At 47.6% G+C, this 17,009-nt stretch carries 11 protein-coding genes and 1 pseudogene; 10 read left to right on the top strand and 2 right to left on the bottom strand.

Going from position 1 to position 17,009, the window contains the following annotated elements; all coding sequences use genetic code 11:
- Positions 1 to 2: 2 nt before the first annotated feature.
- Positions 3 to 2,960, top strand: coding sequence for a type III restriction-modification system endonuclease (locus AC5JPW_RS12015; protein WP_494240528.1), 2,958 nt, complete (start codon positions 3 to 5; stop codon positions 2,958 to 2,960).
- 346 nt (positions 2,961 to 3,306) lie between these two features.
- Here AC5JPW_RS12015 and AC5JPW_RS12020 read toward each other — a convergent pair whose 3' ends face one another.
- Positions 3,307 to 4,038, bottom strand: coding sequence for a hypothetical protein (locus AC5JPW_RS12020; RefSeq protein WP_494240529.1), 732 nt, complete (start codon positions 4,036 to 4,038; stop codon positions 3,307 to 3,309).
- Positions 4,039 to 4,234: 196 nt separating this feature from the next.
- Between AC5JPW_RS12020 and AC5JPW_RS12025 the strand changes: the two genes are divergently transcribed.
- The 7 genes from AC5JPW_RS12025 to AC5JPW_RS12055 all read left to right on the top strand — a co-directional run bounded on the left by AC5JPW_RS12025 (position 4,235) and on the right by AC5JPW_RS12055 (position 11,775).
- Positions 4,235 to 4,603: an STY0301 family protein gene (locus AC5JPW_RS12025; RefSeq protein ID WP_494240531.1), complete on the top strand. Its 369-nt coding sequence runs from the start codon at positions 4,235 to 4,237 to the stop codon at positions 4,601 to 4,603.
- A gap of 503 nt (positions 4,604 to 5,106) precedes the next feature.
- Entirely contained in the window at positions 5,107 to 8,436 is a 3,330-nt protein-coding gene (locus AC5JPW_RS12030) for a DEAD/DEAH box helicase (protein WP_494240533.1), read from the top strand.
- A 126-nt stretch (positions 8,437 to 8,562) separates the two neighbouring features.
- Positions 8,563 to 8,814, top strand: coding sequence for a helix-turn-helix domain-containing protein (locus tag AC5JPW_RS12035; RefSeq protein WP_494240535.1), 252 nt, complete (start codon positions 8,563 to 8,565; stop codon positions 8,812 to 8,814).
- 3 nt (positions 8,815 to 8,817) lie between these two features.
- Positions 8,818 to 10,131, top strand: coding sequence for a type II toxin-antitoxin system HipA family toxin (locus AC5JPW_RS12040; protein ID WP_494240537.1), 1,314 nt, complete (start codon positions 8,818 to 8,820; stop codon positions 10,129 to 10,131).
- 236 nt (positions 10,132 to 10,367) lie between these two features.
- Positions 10,368 to 10,625, top strand: coding sequence for a YjhX family toxin (locus tag AC5JPW_RS12045; RefSeq protein ID WP_494240539.1), 258 nt, complete (start codon positions 10,368 to 10,370; stop codon positions 10,623 to 10,625).
- Between the two features lie 15 nt (positions 10,626 to 10,640).
- Positions 10,641 to 11,354: an SAM-dependent methyltransferase gene (locus tag AC5JPW_RS12050; RefSeq protein ID WP_494240541.1), complete on the top strand. Its 714-nt coding sequence runs from the start codon at positions 10,641 to 10,643 to the stop codon at positions 11,352 to 11,354.
- A gap of 136 nt (positions 11,355 to 11,490) precedes the next feature.
- Complete coding sequence (locus tag AC5JPW_RS12055) at positions 11,491 to 11,775, top strand: helix-turn-helix domain-containing protein (protein ID WP_494240543.1); 285 nt, start codon at positions 11,491 to 11,493, stop codon at positions 11,773 to 11,775.
- On the opposite strand, the pseudogene AC5JPW_RS12060 reads toward AC5JPW_RS12055, so the two are convergent.
- Positions 11,772 to 12,443 (bottom strand): annotated as a pseudogene (locus AC5JPW_RS12060) (IS3 family transposase); the annotation flags it as partial. The gene AC5JPW_RS12055 and the pseudogene AC5JPW_RS12060 overlap by 4 nt on opposite strands.
- Before the next feature lie 167 nt (positions 12,444 to 12,610).
- On the opposite strand from AC5JPW_RS12060, the gene AC5JPW_RS12065 reads away from it, so the two are divergent.
- Together AC5JPW_RS12065 and AC5JPW_RS12070 are read left to right on the top strand one after the other, a co-directional pair.
- The gene (locus AC5JPW_RS12065) at positions 12,611 to 14,149 is read left to right on the top strand and encodes a site-specific DNA-methyltransferase (RefSeq protein ID WP_494240545.1); all 1,539 of its coding nucleotides are present in this window, start codon (positions 12,611 to 12,613) and stop codon (positions 14,147 to 14,149) included.
- An 11-nt stretch (positions 14,150 to 14,160) separates the two neighbouring features.
- Positions 14,161 to 16,869: a DEAD/DEAH box helicase gene (locus AC5JPW_RS12070; RefSeq protein ID WP_494240546.1), complete on the top strand. Its 2,709-nt coding sequence runs from the start codon at positions 14,161 to 14,163 to the stop codon at positions 16,867 to 16,869.
- The last annotated feature ends 140 nt before the right edge of the window (positions 16,870 to 17,009 follow it).

Raw genomic sequence — 17,009 nt, forward strand, 5'->3', positions numbered from 1 at the left:
AGATGAAAATTTTATTAGAAGAACTGCCGCACCAGGAACAGGCGCTTGAGGCGATACTCCACCACTTTTCGGGTATTGATGGCTCGGTTGCGGACCACGCTAATTTCGCCAATCCGCTGATCAACGGTCGCTATGAAGATAACACCCATATCGACGTGAAAATGGAAACCGGCACCGGGAAAACTTACGTTTATACCCGCCTGATGTATGAACTGCATCGCCGCTATGGCCTGTTTAAATTCGTGCTCGTCGTGCCGACGCCCGCCATCAAGGAAGGGGCGCGCAACTTTATTACCAGCGACTATGCCCGTCAGCACTTTTCGCAGTTTTATGAAAACACGCGCATTGAGCTTTCCACCATTAACGCCGGGGATTTCAAAGCCAAATCAGGCCGCAAAAACTTTCCGGTGCAGTTGCTCAATTTCACCGACGCCAGCCGCAGCAACAGCCACACCATTCAGGTGCTGCTGATTAACGCCCAGATGCTGAACTCCGCCAGCATGACCCGCAGCGACTATGACCAGACCTTAATTGGCGGGCTGACCTCGCCCATCGAAGGCCTGCAAATGACCCGCCCGGTGGTGATTATGGATGAGCCGCACCGCTTCGCCCGTGATAACAAATTCTACAAAGCCGTCGAGTCGATTAAGCCGCAGATGATCGTGCGCTTTGGTGCCACCTTCCCGGAAATCGAAGAAGGGAAAGGCAAAAATAAGGTGGTGCGTAAAGACTATTACCGCCGCCAGCCGCAGTTCGACCTCAACGCGGTAGACAGCTTCAACGGCGGGCTGGTGAAAGGCATCGATATTTATTACCCGAACCTGAGCGAAGAGCAGGCGCAGAACCGTTATATCGTTGACAGCCTCAGCGCTAAAAAGCTGACCCTCAAACAGGGTAGCCGTTATTTTGAGGTGGGCGTGGGGGATAATCTGGCCGACGTGGACGCCGGATTTGAAGGCAATATTGAATATGCCGGCAGCAAAATGCTCTCCAACGATCTGGAACTGGAAACCGGTATGGCGCTGGTGCCCGGCACCTTTAACGCCAGCTACCAGGCGCTGATTATTCAGGATGCCATCGACAAACATTTCACTACCGAGCAGGCCAACTTCCTGCGCGGTAACGAACGCGACAACAACGCGCCGCGTATTAAATCTCTCAGCCTGTTCTTTATCGACAGTATTAAGAGCTACCGCGACGGCGAAGGCTGGTTAAAGCTGACCTTCGAGCGGCTACTGCGTAATAAGCTGACGATACTTATCAGCGAATATGAGCCGAAGACGTTGCCGCGCGAAGGGGAGTATTTGTCCTTCCTGCGCGCCACCCTTGCGAGTCTTAATTCGGATGAGCAGAACGTTCACGCCGGATATTTTGGCGAGGACCGGGGCAGCGGCGACGAGGCGATTCAGGCAGAAGTCGACGACATTCTCAAAAATAAAGAGAAGCTGCTCAGCTTTAAAGATTCGCACGGTAACTGGGAGACCCGCCGTTTCCTGTTCTCCAAATGGACGCTGCGTGAAGGCTGGGATAACCCGAACGTCTTTGTCATCGCCAAACTGCGCACCTCCGGCAGCGAGGCGAGCAAAATCCAGGAAGTGGGCCGCGGCCTGCGTCTGCCAGTGGATGAAAACGGCCACCGCGTGCAGCAGGAAGAGTGGCCTTCGCGGCTGGCATTCCTGATCGGCTATGACGAAAAAGCCTTTGCCCGCACCCTGGTCGACGAAATTAACCGCGACAGTAAGATTCAGCTTAACGAGCACAAACTCGACGAGGCGATGATTAAGCTGATTGTCACCGAACGCCAGAAGGTGAACCCGGCATATAACGAAGAGACCTTGCTGGCCGAGCTGGATGAGAAAGGCCTCATCAAACGAAATAATGATTTCCACGCCGAAGTGACCATCGATGGCGTCACCCAAAGCGGCTTTGCGTGGCTGCTGCACTATTATTCCGAACTGGATCAGGCACGCGTGCGCGCGGACCGCATTCAGGAGAATAAACCGGCATCCAAACTGCGCGTGAAGCTGCGCAAAGAGAACTGGGAGCAACTGAAGGACGTCTGGCTACACTTCTCCCGCCGCTATATGCTGCAGTTCGAGCGCATCCCGGATTCGCTGTCGCACATTGCGGAAGCGGTGATGGGCAACGAAGCCCTGTACACCCGTGAAAAGCCTAACCAGACGCAGCAGACGTTGCGCATGGGGGACGGTAATAAGATGGTGGTGGCGGAGCGCGAAGGCGACTACGATGCGCGCCAGTTCCTGCCGGGCCTGCCGTACGGTCAGTTCCTCAAGCAACTGGTGCTGCACACCAGCCTGCCGGTGAAGATGCTTCATCCGCTGCTGCTCACTATGCTGCGCGACACCTTTAAGGGCGATGCCCGCTACCTGAGCCAGCCGACGCTGGACAACCTGGTGCGCGAGTTTAAGCAGCGCTTCGACGAACGCTTTGCCCAGAGTTACGTGTACGAGCCGCTGGCATTCCAGGCCTCTACGTCGATTTTCGACAGTGAACGTCAGGCGTTTAAAGAAGATGTGACGGCGGAGATCCTCGGTAAATCCACTGACCCTGCCGCCATCGACGATGCGCGTTACCTCTACGAGATGCCGCCGCTGCGCTACGACAGCGCCGACCCGGAACTGGCGCTGCTTAAGCACAACTACCCGGCGAAGGTGACCGTGTTTGGCAAGCTGCCTAAGCGGGCGATTCAGGTGCCGAAATACACCGGCGGCACCACGACGCCTGACTTCGTTTACCTGATTGAGCGCGAGGATGCGACCAGCGTTTACCTGCTGGTCGAGACCAAGGCGGAGAACATGCGCGTTGGCGACCAGGCGATTGTCGAGGTGCAGCGTAAGTTCTTCGAGATGCTGAAACAGCAGGCGGTAAACGTGGAGTTTGCGGAAGCGACCAGCGCGCAGGCGGTGTATGAGAAGATTAATGGGTTGATGGGGGAGTAAGTCGTTCGGTGGAATCGTTCCGTTCACCTTGCGTGCAATACTCCCATGAAGCCTCTCCACACGTGAACGTGCAAGGGAGGCTCGCCGCCACCTCCCTTGCAACCCAGGCTCCCGGCTAAGAAAATCGCCGCTGGCGCGGTCCATTTGCCTTATGTCGTCTGACTTTCGGGTCGGGGACCAGCCTGCGTCCTTGCAGGGTATCCCCTCCGCCCGCTTCCCTGCGGGCGGTCCCGGTCAGACGCCAACGCCTCATCGATTTTCAGCCGGACCAGAACCCCCCCGCTGTAAGCATCTGCATTTCAGGAATAGCGGAGTAGCGGTAGGTGCAGCCTATCCCCCTTCAGCATCAGTAATTCGAGCTCTGGAAATCTGCCAGCGACACGATTTTTGTCTGCGTGACGTTAAAGTTCGCGTCGTACCAGAAGAGTTTGATTTGCGACGGATCGTCGAAAAATGCGGGTTTGGTGTGACGCACGTTATAAGCAATCATAAAACCCAGCCCCGCTCTGACGCAGACGTTATTAATCAGCCGGAAGTTGGGGTAATCAACCGGGTATGGATTCCAGTCATTCAGCGATTTGAACGAGCGTTTGAGTTCAAGAATGGCAACCATCTTGCGATTGTCGATACGCACCAGGTCTATATCGCTTACCGTAATATTGCCCAGCGATGCGCGTTGCCACTTATGGTACGCACTGCTCTCTTTATCGTTAATGGCTTTGGCAAAGTTGTCTGAATTCACCGGCACACCACGTTCGGCAAAGAGCGCTTTGAGCTGCGGCAACGTAATGTCCTGCTGAGTTTGAGCATCGAGGTGAAGCCTGACTCTCTCAATCTCATCAACACTGTCGTCAAACTCAATACGCACGCTGGGAAGGTTTGCCCAGCGGGAGAGGACCGCCACTACCGCCAGCACTCTGTCATCCTCCAGCCAGGACTTACCGTGGGCAAAAATGATTAATTTAGGATCGGAGTTGTGATCGCCATACACCAGAATCCAGGCATTCCCCACCGTCCAGCAGTAGTGCGGCGTGTGGCCAAGATGGTCATAGATAGCGTTCGAATTGTAATAGCTCATTCTCCATTCCTTTCCAAAACGAGGACTTACGCAGTATAACGCCCTCACCTTGTGAATAAACCCCTTCCTGCCCCCACCTGATTTAGTTGGGAAGAGGGCCGCAGAATGGGTGGATTTGTTTCTCCAGCGGACACTTCCTGTTTAAATATGGCAGTCCGACAATCTCCCCGAATGGAAAACAATGGAGCAAATTATTATGTCGTGGAGTAAATCACTGCTGCTCGTGAGTGCCCTGACCCTGTTCTCCGGCATGGCGAATGCTGAAAAAATTACCTGCCCTGATTCCTTCCAGGTTAAAAGCAAGCCACACCGACTGAACGATGTAAGCCTGTTTCAGGGACCACCTCAACAACTTGGGGAACTGATGCCTGACACGCAGAATAAAACGGAGTGGACGCTCAAGGATTACCAGGATTATGCCCGCGAGAAGGACATGCCGTTATTTCTGGTCTGCCGTTACAACGGCACCGATAAGGCGGTCACGATAAAAGTCCCTGACACTGCAAAAGTCTGCTCAGCATGGTATGGGAATGGCAAAGAGGATTTCCACGCCTCCTGTGAATAAAGGTACATATTTGTAGTGGCATAGTAAATTCTGCCGCCTGACATAAGTGATATCATCATCAAACCTGATATGGTGATGTAGCTTTTATCTGAGTGGCTAAACGTTACATTTATTTCGCTATACAGCATGGATGCCGGATATACGCTAACTTTAGAGAACTCAGCGCAAAGATAATAAATTGCACAACTGGATATTACAGTCAACTCAGACCTCATCACTGTAATAGTATTTTGACACTGAATGAATCAGAATGATTTTTGGGGAATCTCTAAAGTTGTAGCTAATTTTTGTTGACTGCTATAGTTGCAATTATTTCTCCGAGCAATAACTTCGCCTTTGGTACCCTCAACACATTAGATATATCAATATATCCTCTTATGAAATGACATGCTTCACTTTATTTACCCTCTTAAAATCAAAGTTTGTATAGATTGCCTGACAATTCCTGTCCAACTGGAGTATTCTATTTGCATTCAACTTACAAATGCGAATAAAGAACTAAGATGGCTACTACTTCTCCGCAAGACATATTAAAAACCTGGCAACGGATGGAATTTTTTCAACCATATTCTCTTGAAAAAAAAGATGACAGCCTGGTAATTTCCCTCAGAGAGCTTAAGGAAGCAGGGGATAGTGCCCTTCCCTGGCTATCTGAACAACTTCGCATGGAACATGATATTCCGCATAAAGCTACATATGGTATACACATCGGCTTATTCGAAAAGTCGATGTCCAATATCATTAGCCAAAGTATCTTTGGGCCAGATGCAGACGATACCAAAGAAGAACTTGATCAACGCCTTGATCAGGAAGGTACGACGTGTTTTGCAAAGGTATTGTTAAACCACGAAGGCGCACCTGCATTAGATAAATTGTCAGTTAGCTCTCTTCCATGGGCTTTAGGTCATTTGAAAAAGGGACGATTCTCCCATCTACGCTCTGATATTTTTACGTCTGATTGCGCTCAACTTGCTGATGCATTAAGTAATTTTCAACACAAACTAAAACCGGCACATGAGAAAGGCCCCGGAATTTTACGATCTGAAGATATTTTAAATTTATTAAATGATTATCTGACAAAATGGGCTGATTTTGTTCCGTCCTGGAAATATGCACTGCAAATAGACTGGTCAGAACGAAATAGTGATATTTCGCAACCAGCCACAGAAGAAGAAAACGAAAATGATGTAGAACTCAGTCTCAATGACCAAGCCTTAAAATTACCCATTTTGAATAGCTTCTATTTTGATGATCTGGAGCTTGTCATTACCGGGCTTCTTAATAAGGATAAATGCAAAGCACTCAGGACATATCTTACCGACCAGGCAATAAGGAAACCTTCTCTCTATTCAAAAGAGGGATTGTCAGAAATTATTAATAATTTACACCCTGCTAAAATGCCTGCCGGAAGATGGCCTTCCGATCCGGAACATGCGATGTCATTGATGCAGCAATTTGCCATTAACACTGCAATTGAAGAGCTGGATGAAGGGGGAATGCTATCAGTTAATGGCCCTCCAGGCACTGGAAAAACGACAATGCTGCGTGATCTTGTTGCACATAACATCGTTGAACGTGGACGCAAGCTTTCAAGCTTCAATAGCGTTAGTGAAACGTTGGATAAAGAGGGGTTCGTTGTACCTGAATTGACCGGTTTTGAAATGGTCATTGCGTCATCAAACAATGCCGCGGTAGAGAACATCTCAAAGGAGCTTCCACAGTTAAAATCGCTTGCTCAGGAGTTTTATTCACTCGAATATTTAGCCCCTACAGCAAACCAACTCGCAGCGGAAAATCGTCCCAAACGAGAGCATAAAAAAGGAAAGAATGGAGAGGGTAAAGAGCGCGAATATCATCTATTTCGGCCTCTCGAAAAGGAAAAACAGTGCTGGGGAATGATCTCTGCGGCACTCGGAAAAAAAGCCAATCGAACAAAATTCGGGCAACGTTTATTTATTAATGAACATTTCCTGCGAGAAACGCCATCTGAAACATCTCGTCCTGAGGATGAAAACTTCCTCAGCTTATGGCGCTGGAAACGGCTGCAAAGCAAATTAACATTTGCTGATGCCCATGTTCATTTTCAGAAATGTTTAAAGCAGACCGAAGCAATGCAACAGGAGTTGATAAGTTATGCTGCCCTACTGACTAAAAGCACTCTTCCAGCAGATAAACATTTGGTGTCAGATCTACAGATGCTCGTGCAACAATGTAAGAAGCACACCTACAGACTGAATGAGATAAGCATTAAAATAAAAGAAAACGATGATGCTATTCTTCAAGCTCAACATATTGAATCCAAACTCGAAGAACAAAAAACCAGATGGATCGCATCGATTTTTCACTGGAATAAATCCCGGGAACAAAAACGATTAAAGTCTCAAAATACATTGATATTGAAAAACCTTAACGAATTGAAGCAGAGGTTCAAAGAGAATTATGCAGAGGAAGACTATCACTATAATGTTGCTATTAAGAGAAAACAAGTCTTGCAAGATGAAATTGATAACATCCGGCAGCAGCAGGAACATGACCGAATAGAATTGCAACGATTACAACAACGCTACCCTGGTATTAACTTGCCTGATAATCAGTTGGATATTTCAGATGTAACTTTACAACGCATTGCGCTTTGGCAGAATGCAACAATCAATCATTTACGGTCGACATTATTTGTCGCCGCGATTGATTTACATAAAGCGTGGCTTTATGAAGCATTGAACAAAAAAGAGTTCCGCCGAAATTTGATGTCACTTAAGTCTTTTCTTGAAAAACCTTATTCTGAGAGCCACCCATTACGGTGGTGGCAGTTACTTTTTATGTTTGTTCCCGTTGTCTCAACCACCTTTGCATCAGTAGGACGAATGTTTCATAACGTTAAAAGTGATGAATTAGGTTGGTTAATGATCGATGAAGCGGGCCAGGCATCACCACAACAGGCTGTTGGTGCTATCTGGCGCTCCCGGCGAGTGTTAGTCGTGGGAGATCCCCTTCAGATAGAGCCAGTGTTTACGACATCCCCGGCACTTGTAGAACGCATCTGTCTGGATGTACTTGGAGATGACGCAAGTGACTGGAATCCTGGTAAGATATCCGTTCAGCAAATTGCAGATCGTGCAAATCATTGGGGCTGTGAATTAGAAGTTATGAACAATAAGGAATGGATTGGCATTCCTTTATGGGTTCATCGTCGTTGTAACGAACCGATGTTCAGCCTGGCAAACAAAATGGCTTACAACGACAGAATGATACATGGATTAAATGCTGAAAAAATCCGTAGCAAATCTATTAATAATGTCCTCGGTAATAAGTGGATTGTTTCAGCGGGTGGGCTTGCAAAAAAACAATACCGTGATAGCCATGGTAAAAATTTAGTGCTTCTTTTAGACCATTTGCTGGCAGAAAATGTATCTCTGAACAGTATATATGTCATCACACCTTTTAAAGCCGTTAAAGCCGCGCTTGTTGAATTACTTGAAAAACGTGATCTTAAAATCTGGCAAAAACATACCCCTTCATTAAAACGCAGCGAAATTAGTAAATGGCAGCAACAATGTATTGGTACTGTTCATACCTTTCAGGGAAAAGAAAATGATATCGTCATTTTTGTATTGGGGTGTGATGAAGATAATAGCGGTGGTGCAAATTGGGCAGCCAGCAAACCTAATTTAATAAATGTGGCATTAACCAGGGCCAAGAAAAATATATTTGTGATTGGTGATCCAAAAGTGTGGGAAACACTCCCCTGGTTTTCAGATGTTGCGGATACACTTCCATTTAGTTTGCCTGAGGCTCTTCCTCAATCCGTGCCCGAAGACTCAAAACTCCTTTAAGTATGACGGATACCCGAGACGCCGTATCCGCTATAAGGGTTAAATTGCATTCATCCTTTATAGCGGATAATCTTGTTTTATCCCCTACAGGGGTTTTTCTTTAAATATCCGCTAAAGGGGCTAATAATGAAAGTGACCTCTCCGGCCTCACTGGCTAGTGCAGTCAAAGACCAACGCAAACTGAGCAAGCTGACCCAGACTCATACCGCTGAGCTTATCGGGATCAAACAGACCACAGTTTCTGATTTCGAAAACAGACCAGAATCCACCAAGCTGGAAACGCTGTTCAAGATCCTTTCAGCCCTGGACCTGGAGCTGCATGTGGTCAAAAAAGGCGACACGCTGGACGAGAAAAAAGTCTGGACGAAGGAGTGGTAAAGAATGAGAACACAAACACTGACTGTCGCAATGAACGGCGATGTGGTGGGTACATTGTACCGGGATGGCAGCGGTGCGATGTCATTTCAGTACATACCTGAATGGCTGTCTGAGCCCGGTTCACGTGCCATTTCATTATCACTTCCTCTCCAGCACAGCCGAATCAAGGGCAAGGAAGTTTTCAATTTCTTCAGCAACCTGTTGCCCGATTCCGAGGCGATAATTGCCAGAATGCAGGCCCGCTTTCAGGTAGAAACCGCGCATCCTTTTGACTTACTGGCGAGTGTCGGGCGCGACTGTGTCGGCGCCATCCAGCTTTATCCGCCGGGAAACGACATCCCCTTAGTGCTAGAAATACAGGCAGAACCGCTTGATGAGTTGCAGATAGCCGCGTTGCTTGAGGGTTATCAAACGGCCCCGTTGGGTATGGAAGAAGGCGCAGATTTTCGCATCTCTCTCGCTGGCGCTCAGGAAAAAACGGCGCTGCTCTGGTACCAGGACCGCTGGCAAAGGCCGCTGGGCAGCACGCCGACAAGTCACATTTTTAAACTGCCGATTGGCCGTATAGAACAGAACAATATCGATCTCAGTGAGAGCTGTGAAAACGAATGGCTGTGCCTGCGCATTACGAAAGCCTTTGGATTCCCGGTTGCTGATGCTGAACTGGCGATATTTGGCAAAAAAAAGGTGCTGATTGTCGAGCGTTTTGACCGCAGATGGTCCCGCGATGGCTGGCTGATGCGCTTGCCACAGGAGGATTTTTGCCAGGCATTAGGAGTTGCTCCGGCGCTAAAATATGAGTCACACGGAGGACCAGGTATCGCCGATGCCATGACGTTGCTGCTAGGTTCACGCCTTGCCACACCGGACCGAGAAATGTTCTTTAAATCGCAGATCCTCTTCTGGATGCTGGCGGCAATCGACGGTCACGGGAAAAATTTCAGCGTGTTCATCGAACCTGAATCCTCATTCCGCCTGACCCCTTTATATGATGTGATGTCCGCATTTCCAATTTTTGGCGCGGCGAGCATCCCACGCAAAAAAGCCAAAATGGCGATGGCGCTACAGGGGAAGAATCGGCAGTACCACTTCTCATTGATTCAGCCACGGCATTTTATCAGTACGGCTGCTCATGTTGGCTTTTCACCCGATATGGCACGCAGACTCATGCAGGAGATGGCCAATCAAACGGAGGACGTTATCGCCACTGTGACGGCAGAACTGCCAGTGGATTTCCCCGAACACATCAGTAAAGCCATTTTTGAGGGGTTATCCGGCCAGGCTGCGAAAATCATCAAAGATGATAAGCATGATTAACCCGATCGCGATCACACGCCTTAAGCCAAATCATTCCCACATGAACTTCACGTGTTAACATTCACCACGTAAATACCTACCTACTCTTACTGAGGCTTCGATGCTGGAGAATGTAATCATCTGATAATCAGTTAGCCGACCTCTTCAGGCCGGGCTGATTATCACTGCGCTGAAATGGAATGCGGGCACCGCCGGGTGTTTGCACGTTTTGCACATGATGATTAACAGGTTTCAGTATGAATTTATCCCGTCAGGAACAACGTACCTTACACGTACTCGCCAAAGGTGGACGCATCGCCCACACCCGCGACGCCTCTGGCCGCGTCACCACCGTTGAGTGTTTTACCCGCGAGGGGCTGCTGCTCAGCGACTGTACGCTCGCCGTCTTCAAAAAACTCAAAACCAAAAAGCTGATCAAGTCCGTGAAGGGTCAGCCGTACCGCATCAACACCACCGGGCTGAACAACGTTCGCGCCCAGTTGGATAATCGCTAAGGAGCAGTGATGGCCATGACAACCACTACACCCTTTACTGACGCTTATGACCGCGCGTTTCTGCGCGAGGCCATGATGGGCCCGAACGCGATGCGCATTACCGAGGAGCTGGCGAGTTCGCTGCCCCTGCGGCCCGGCATGCGCGTTCTGGACCTCGGCTGTGGGAAGGGAATCTCTTCCATTTTGCTCGCCCGAAAGTTCGATGTGACGGTCTTCGCCGCCGATTTGTGGATCTCCCCCACCGAGAACGCGCAGCGCTTTGCCGCACTGGGGCTGGATGACCGCATCTTCCCCCTGCGCCTCGATGCCACGAAAGAGATCCCGTTCGCGCACGATTACTTCGACGCCATCATCAGCGTGGATGCGTATCAGTATTTTGGCAGCAACGACACCATGCTGCCTGAGCTGCTGCCCTACCTGAAACCCGGCGGGCACATCGCCGTGGCCGTGCCGGGATTCATCGGCGATTACTCCGAGGGCAACCTGCCGGAGGTGGTGAAGCCCTTCTGGACGCCGGAGTGGTACTTTTTCTCCCGTGCCTGGTGGAAGGCGTTGTGGGAGAAAGCGCCCGGCATGGCGCTGAGCGAGCCACGTGAGATGGACTGCTGCACCAAAGCCTGGGATGAGTTTATGGAATGCCCGATGGCGCAGGAGATGATGGTGCCGATTATGGATGCCGGTGCGGGGGCGTTTTTTAATATGATTGAGCTGGTGGGGAGGCGGGTTTAGGCGTTAATCCTCGGAGGCGGTACTCTGCGTGCTGCCTCTTTCAAAGCTACGTTTGGCGTAGTATCCAGCCCTCTCCGTTGCGTTTAAATTACCTCTCAGCTTTAAAACATTCGCTATCAACCGAGTTGAGGAAACTATGCAAAAGGACTGGCATACCGCAGATATCATCGCGGGTTTACGCAAGAAAGGGACATCGCTAGCAGCGGTTTCACGCGCGGCTGGGTTGAGTTCATCGACGCTCGCTAATGCGCTGACGAGGCCCTGGCCCAAGGGAGAGTATTTGATTGCCGAGGCGCTGGGTGTGCATCCGTCGGTGGTTTGGCCGAGTCGGTATTTTAAAGATGGGGTGATGGTGGAGAGGAAGGGGTTGATGAGGGGGAAGCGGATTGATCCTACCCGCGTAATGTGGACACGGCCCTAAGCGAGGTTCTGGTTTTCAAATTGTTCCGGACTGAGACCGCCACAGGCACTGTTTCGGTGCCACCGGTTGTAATCGCACTCAATATAATTAAACACTGCTGTTCGCATTATTTCTCGGCTGGCAAACTCCTCTCCGTGAATACATTCCACTTTAAGTGAGTGGAAGAAGCTTTCCGCACAGGCATTGTCGTAACAACAGCCTCTGGCACTCATGCTGCCCTGCAGATTATGGCGTTTCAGTAAACTCTGGTAATCCGTTGAACAGTACTGACCACCTCTGTCTGTATGTACAATGACATTTTCTGGATGTTCACGCCGCCAGAGCGCCATCTGTAGTGCATCGCAGGCAAGCTGTGCTGTCATTCGCGATGACATTGACCAGCCAATGACTGAGGTCGATAACCACGGCCAGGTAAAGCCAGCCTTCACCGGTGCGAAGATACGTGATGTCACCCACCCACTTCTGATTCGGGCCACTGGCGTAAAAGTCCTGCTTCAGCAGATTCTCTGATTCTGGCAGACCATGCTCACGGTAACTGACCGGCCTGAACCGCCGCGAAGCTTTCGTCCGCAGTCCTGCCGACGCAGGCTGGCCGCCACGGTTTTTATGTTATACACCCGTCCCTGAGCACGAAGCTCATCCGTCAGGCGTGGCGCACCATAGCGTTGTTATGGAAAATTATTATTAAATCAATAGATTATTTAACAATCAATTCGTAAAAACTTGAGTCCACATAGTGAACTAATTATAAACATCTCTACAAGCAACAACCTGAACAAAATCAGGTTTTAAGGTATCATAACGCCCAAGTTTAACAGAAGGACAAGACACCACTATGCCATTTCTGGACTGGGTAAACAAAAATCAAGCCAAAGCCGTAAGCATTTCAGTGCCTTACCATTTGCTGCAAAAAGAAGCAGAATTCGGTTCGCCGTCCAGAGACAATATGGTCATACAAGGGGATAATCTCCTAGCATTACGCGCCTTAATGCCCCTTTATGCGAGTCAAGTGAAGTGCATTTTTATTGATCCTCCTTACAACACTCAATCCGCTTTTGAGCACTATGACGATAAACTGGAACATAGTCAGTGGCTATCGATGATGTATCCTCGGTTAGTTCTTTTACGAGATCTTCTGGCTGAAGACGGAAGTATTTGGGTTACATTGGATGATAATGAAGCCCACTATATGAAAGTAATGATGGATGAGATTTTTGGCCGAACTAATTTTGTTGCAAACGTAATTTGGCAGAAGAAATACGCGGTTGCTAATGATCATAAAACAATTGCCCCCATGCATGACCATATATTAGTTTATAGAAAATCGCCCTTATGGAAAAGGAATTTGCTTCCACGGACGAATGAAAAAGATAGACAATACAAATATGAAGATGCCCGTGGAATATTTAGACCAGATAATTACACATGTAGTAAGAGTGCCGATGAGCGCCCTAATCTTTACTATCCAATAAAAAATCCGAATACGGGGGAGGAAATATGGCCCAAGAAAACCAGAGTCTGGTCTTATTCGCGTGAAGAGCATCTCCGCCATGTCCAAGAGGATTTTATATATTGGGGGAAAGATGGCAAAAGCAAAACCCCATCTTTTAAGAGATACAAGCATCTATTAAAGAACGACGGAGTAGTACCTCATAGCCTCTGGGCTCATGACTTTGCTGGTCATACTGATGGTTCACGGAAAGAGGTTCGAGCAGTTCTAGATAGCAATTCATTGCTCGATGATTTTATTACCCCAAAACCGGAGCTACTTATTTCAAGGGTATTTGAAATATCAACTCACGCTGGTGATTTGGTACTTGATTCATTCCTTGGTTCCGGCACCTCAGCCGCTGTCGCACACAAAATGAACCGACGTTATATTGGTATTGAAATGGGTGAACATGCCAAAACACACTGTATCCCACGCCTACAAAAAGTGATTAATGGGGAACAGGGGGGGATTTCTCAACGTGTTGAATGGCAAGGAGGCGGTGGTTTTAGTTTTTACACATTAAACCCAGAACCTGTATTTCAACCAAATGGTCAGATTCGCCCCGATATCAAATTTGCACCTTTGGCTGCATATATCTGGCATCACGAAACTGGTATGGGCGCTCTCCAAGCTATGAATATACCATATCTTGGTTCTCATAATGAGACAGCTTATTACTTACTTTATAACGGTATACTTGGCGACCGTCGTCCCAATAGTGGGAACGTTTTAACTCGCTCCTTACTTGCTTGGCTGCTCGAAACTTTCCCTCATGAAGGACCAAAAGTAATATATGGCGAAACGAGCCGCATTGGCCCAGAACGACTGGCACAAGCCAACGTAACATTTAAACAAATTCCTTATGACATTGTCTTGCGCTAACGGAGTGACCAATGAGTTTTAGTCTCAAACATTATCAAGCTCGTGCACTCGAAGCTTTAGTAAAATTTTTCAGCCAGTTAAACACACAAGCAGATTTACATAAAGTATGGCGGGAACAACCTCTTCAAGAGCAATACCAGAACCGTGGTGAACCCTTAATCCCCTATCAGGATACTGCATTCGGTGAAATACCTTGTGTATGTTTACGGCTACCTACTGGAGGGGGTAAAACCCTCCTTGCCGCCCATGTGATTGGTGAAATTGCCCAGCACTATACATTCACAAATGCACCGGTTGCACTGTGGCTGGTTCCATCTGATGCCATTCGCGAACAAACACTGAAGGCATTGATGAATAAGCAACACCCTTATCGTCAATCATTAGATCAACGTTTTAACGATAAAGTCAGAATCTGTGATCTGGAAAGTCTGGTTACAGTTGGTCCGCATGAAGTTGGTATTCATGCGATTATCATCGTCGCGACAATACAGGCATTTCGTGTCGCGGATACCACCCAGCGCAATGTTTATTCTTTTGATGAATCACTAATTCATCATTTTGATGGTGTCACGACAACTCAATTTCCTACATTAGATATCATCAAAGAATCTGACCTGATTGCTCAGTCGTTCCTGACCCAAGCAGATCTTGGAAAAATTAAAGCGTCTCTGGCTAACTGGCTACATCTGCATAACCCGATAATCATCGTTGATGAAGCACATAATAGCCGGACACAAAACAGTTTTGAAACTCTCAAACGCTTCAATCCTTCAGCTATTGTTGAGCTAACAGCAACCCCGATTAAGGGTTCCAATGTGCTCTACCACGTCAGTGCGCAAGAGCTGAAAAATGAAGAGATGATTAAGCTGCCTATTATGCTCATGGAGCATGTTACCGGGTGGCAAGATGCGGTACGTGATGCCATTCTCACCCAGAGAAAATTGGAATTACTCGCTCAAAAAGAACCTGATTACTTACGGCCCATTGTGTTATTTCAGGCAGAACCTAGAGGTAAACAAATCACTGTTGAAATATTAGCTACCTACCTGGAAGAAGTGGAAAAAATCCCTAAAGAACAGATTGCAATTGCTACTGGCTCACAGAAAGAACTGGATGGAGTCAACTTATTCGATCCTGCATGTCCAGTACGCTATGTCGTTACTGTTGAAGCGCTTAAGGAAGGATGGGATTGCTCGTTTGCCTATGTGCTATGTAGTATGCAAGAGTCACGCAGCGCAAAAGATGTGGAACAGTTGCTTGGGCGAGTTTTACGAATGCCTTACGCTAAATCCCGCCAGAATCCAGAACTCAATCAAGCATACGCTCATATTACAGCTCATAGCTTTGGTGAAGCATTACACCGGATCCAGGACAATCTGGTCAACAATATGGGCTTTGATCCCCTAGAAGCAGCAATGGTACTACAATCAAGAACACCTGCTGTACCAGAGCTCTTTAATCAGGATCAAACAGGAAGTGGTAGGGTTCCAGCACTTAAACCAACAAGCAGCGTTCCGGTTCCTGTTCTGCCAGACACGCCAATACCCGTTTCGCTCCAGCAGAAAATTGAAATACGCCCAACTCAGGCTGGGGCAACAATATTAGTAGATGGCGAGATAACCCAAGAAATTGAAGATTTCATATTGACGGGTGTGCCCAAAAAGCACCAAGCATTGGTCAAACAAAAAATTGAACAAGAAAAAGCACGCTTTGATGCTGAAACCAGCCCAAGTGCAAGAGGTATCCCTTTTGGCCAATTACCCCTGTTATGCTGGCGAGATCATGACGATACTTGTATTGTCGATGCTGCTTTGCTTGAAGAGATCAGCCAATTCAGCTTGCTAACTGATGCAATCGAGCTTCCTTACTTCTCGATTAATGAACAAGCAAGATCATGGCTACTTGATATGGAAAAAGGAAAGCTGGCATCTGCGTTTGTAGCTGTTTCACAAATGGCTCTTGATGGTGTCAATTCAAAAATAACAGAAGCCGATCTGATCGGGTGGTTAGATTCTCAGTTACGCCAACCCAATATTTTTCAGAGAGATATGCAAGCATATTTATCCAAAATGCTGGACTATTTAATTAACACGTCAAAAATATCACTTACGGCATTAATCCGTGGTAAATATCAGCTTGTTGATGCTTTGTATAATGATATTATTGCACGTAAAAAACGTGCTGGAGAAAAAGGTTTTCAACAACTTTTACCTGATATGATTACAGCAGAACATCAGGATGGGATGGATTATTTTTTTACTTTCAAACCAAACTATTATGCTGGCCGACCGCCGTTCTATCAGGGTACTTATCGCTTTCAAAAGCACTATTATGGTAGTGCTCAAATCCATGACCTCCGCGAAAAAACAGCCGCTGGTAAACCAACCGAAGAATTTCTTTGTGCTCAGGCCATTGATATTCACCCTAAAATTAAACATTGGGTGCGTAACGTCGAGAAAGAACCTCGTTTGTCGTTTAAATTACCCATCGCAGGGGGCTATTTCTACCCTGACTTTGTTTGTGAACTAGAAGATAATCGGTTACTCGTTGTAGAATATAAAGGACAACATTTGCAGGATAGTGCAGATACCAGAGAGAAAGCTGCCGTCGGGGCGCAATGGGAATTAACAAGCCAAGGCAGATGCCTGTTCCTGATGGCAACACTTGATGACAAAGGTGCTGATGTTTCCACTCAGATAGATCGAAAAATAAAACAATAATGACTTACCGCCCCGTCAATATGTTTACTTGACGGGGCATGCTCAACATCATGTATTTTTGCAACTTATTATAATAACAGTAAATTATCTTACAAAATATCCCACAACCACATGTTAAAAAGATCACACTGTTTGAAGTG

The sequence above is a fragment of the Phytobacter sp. genome, assembly GCF_059074235.1.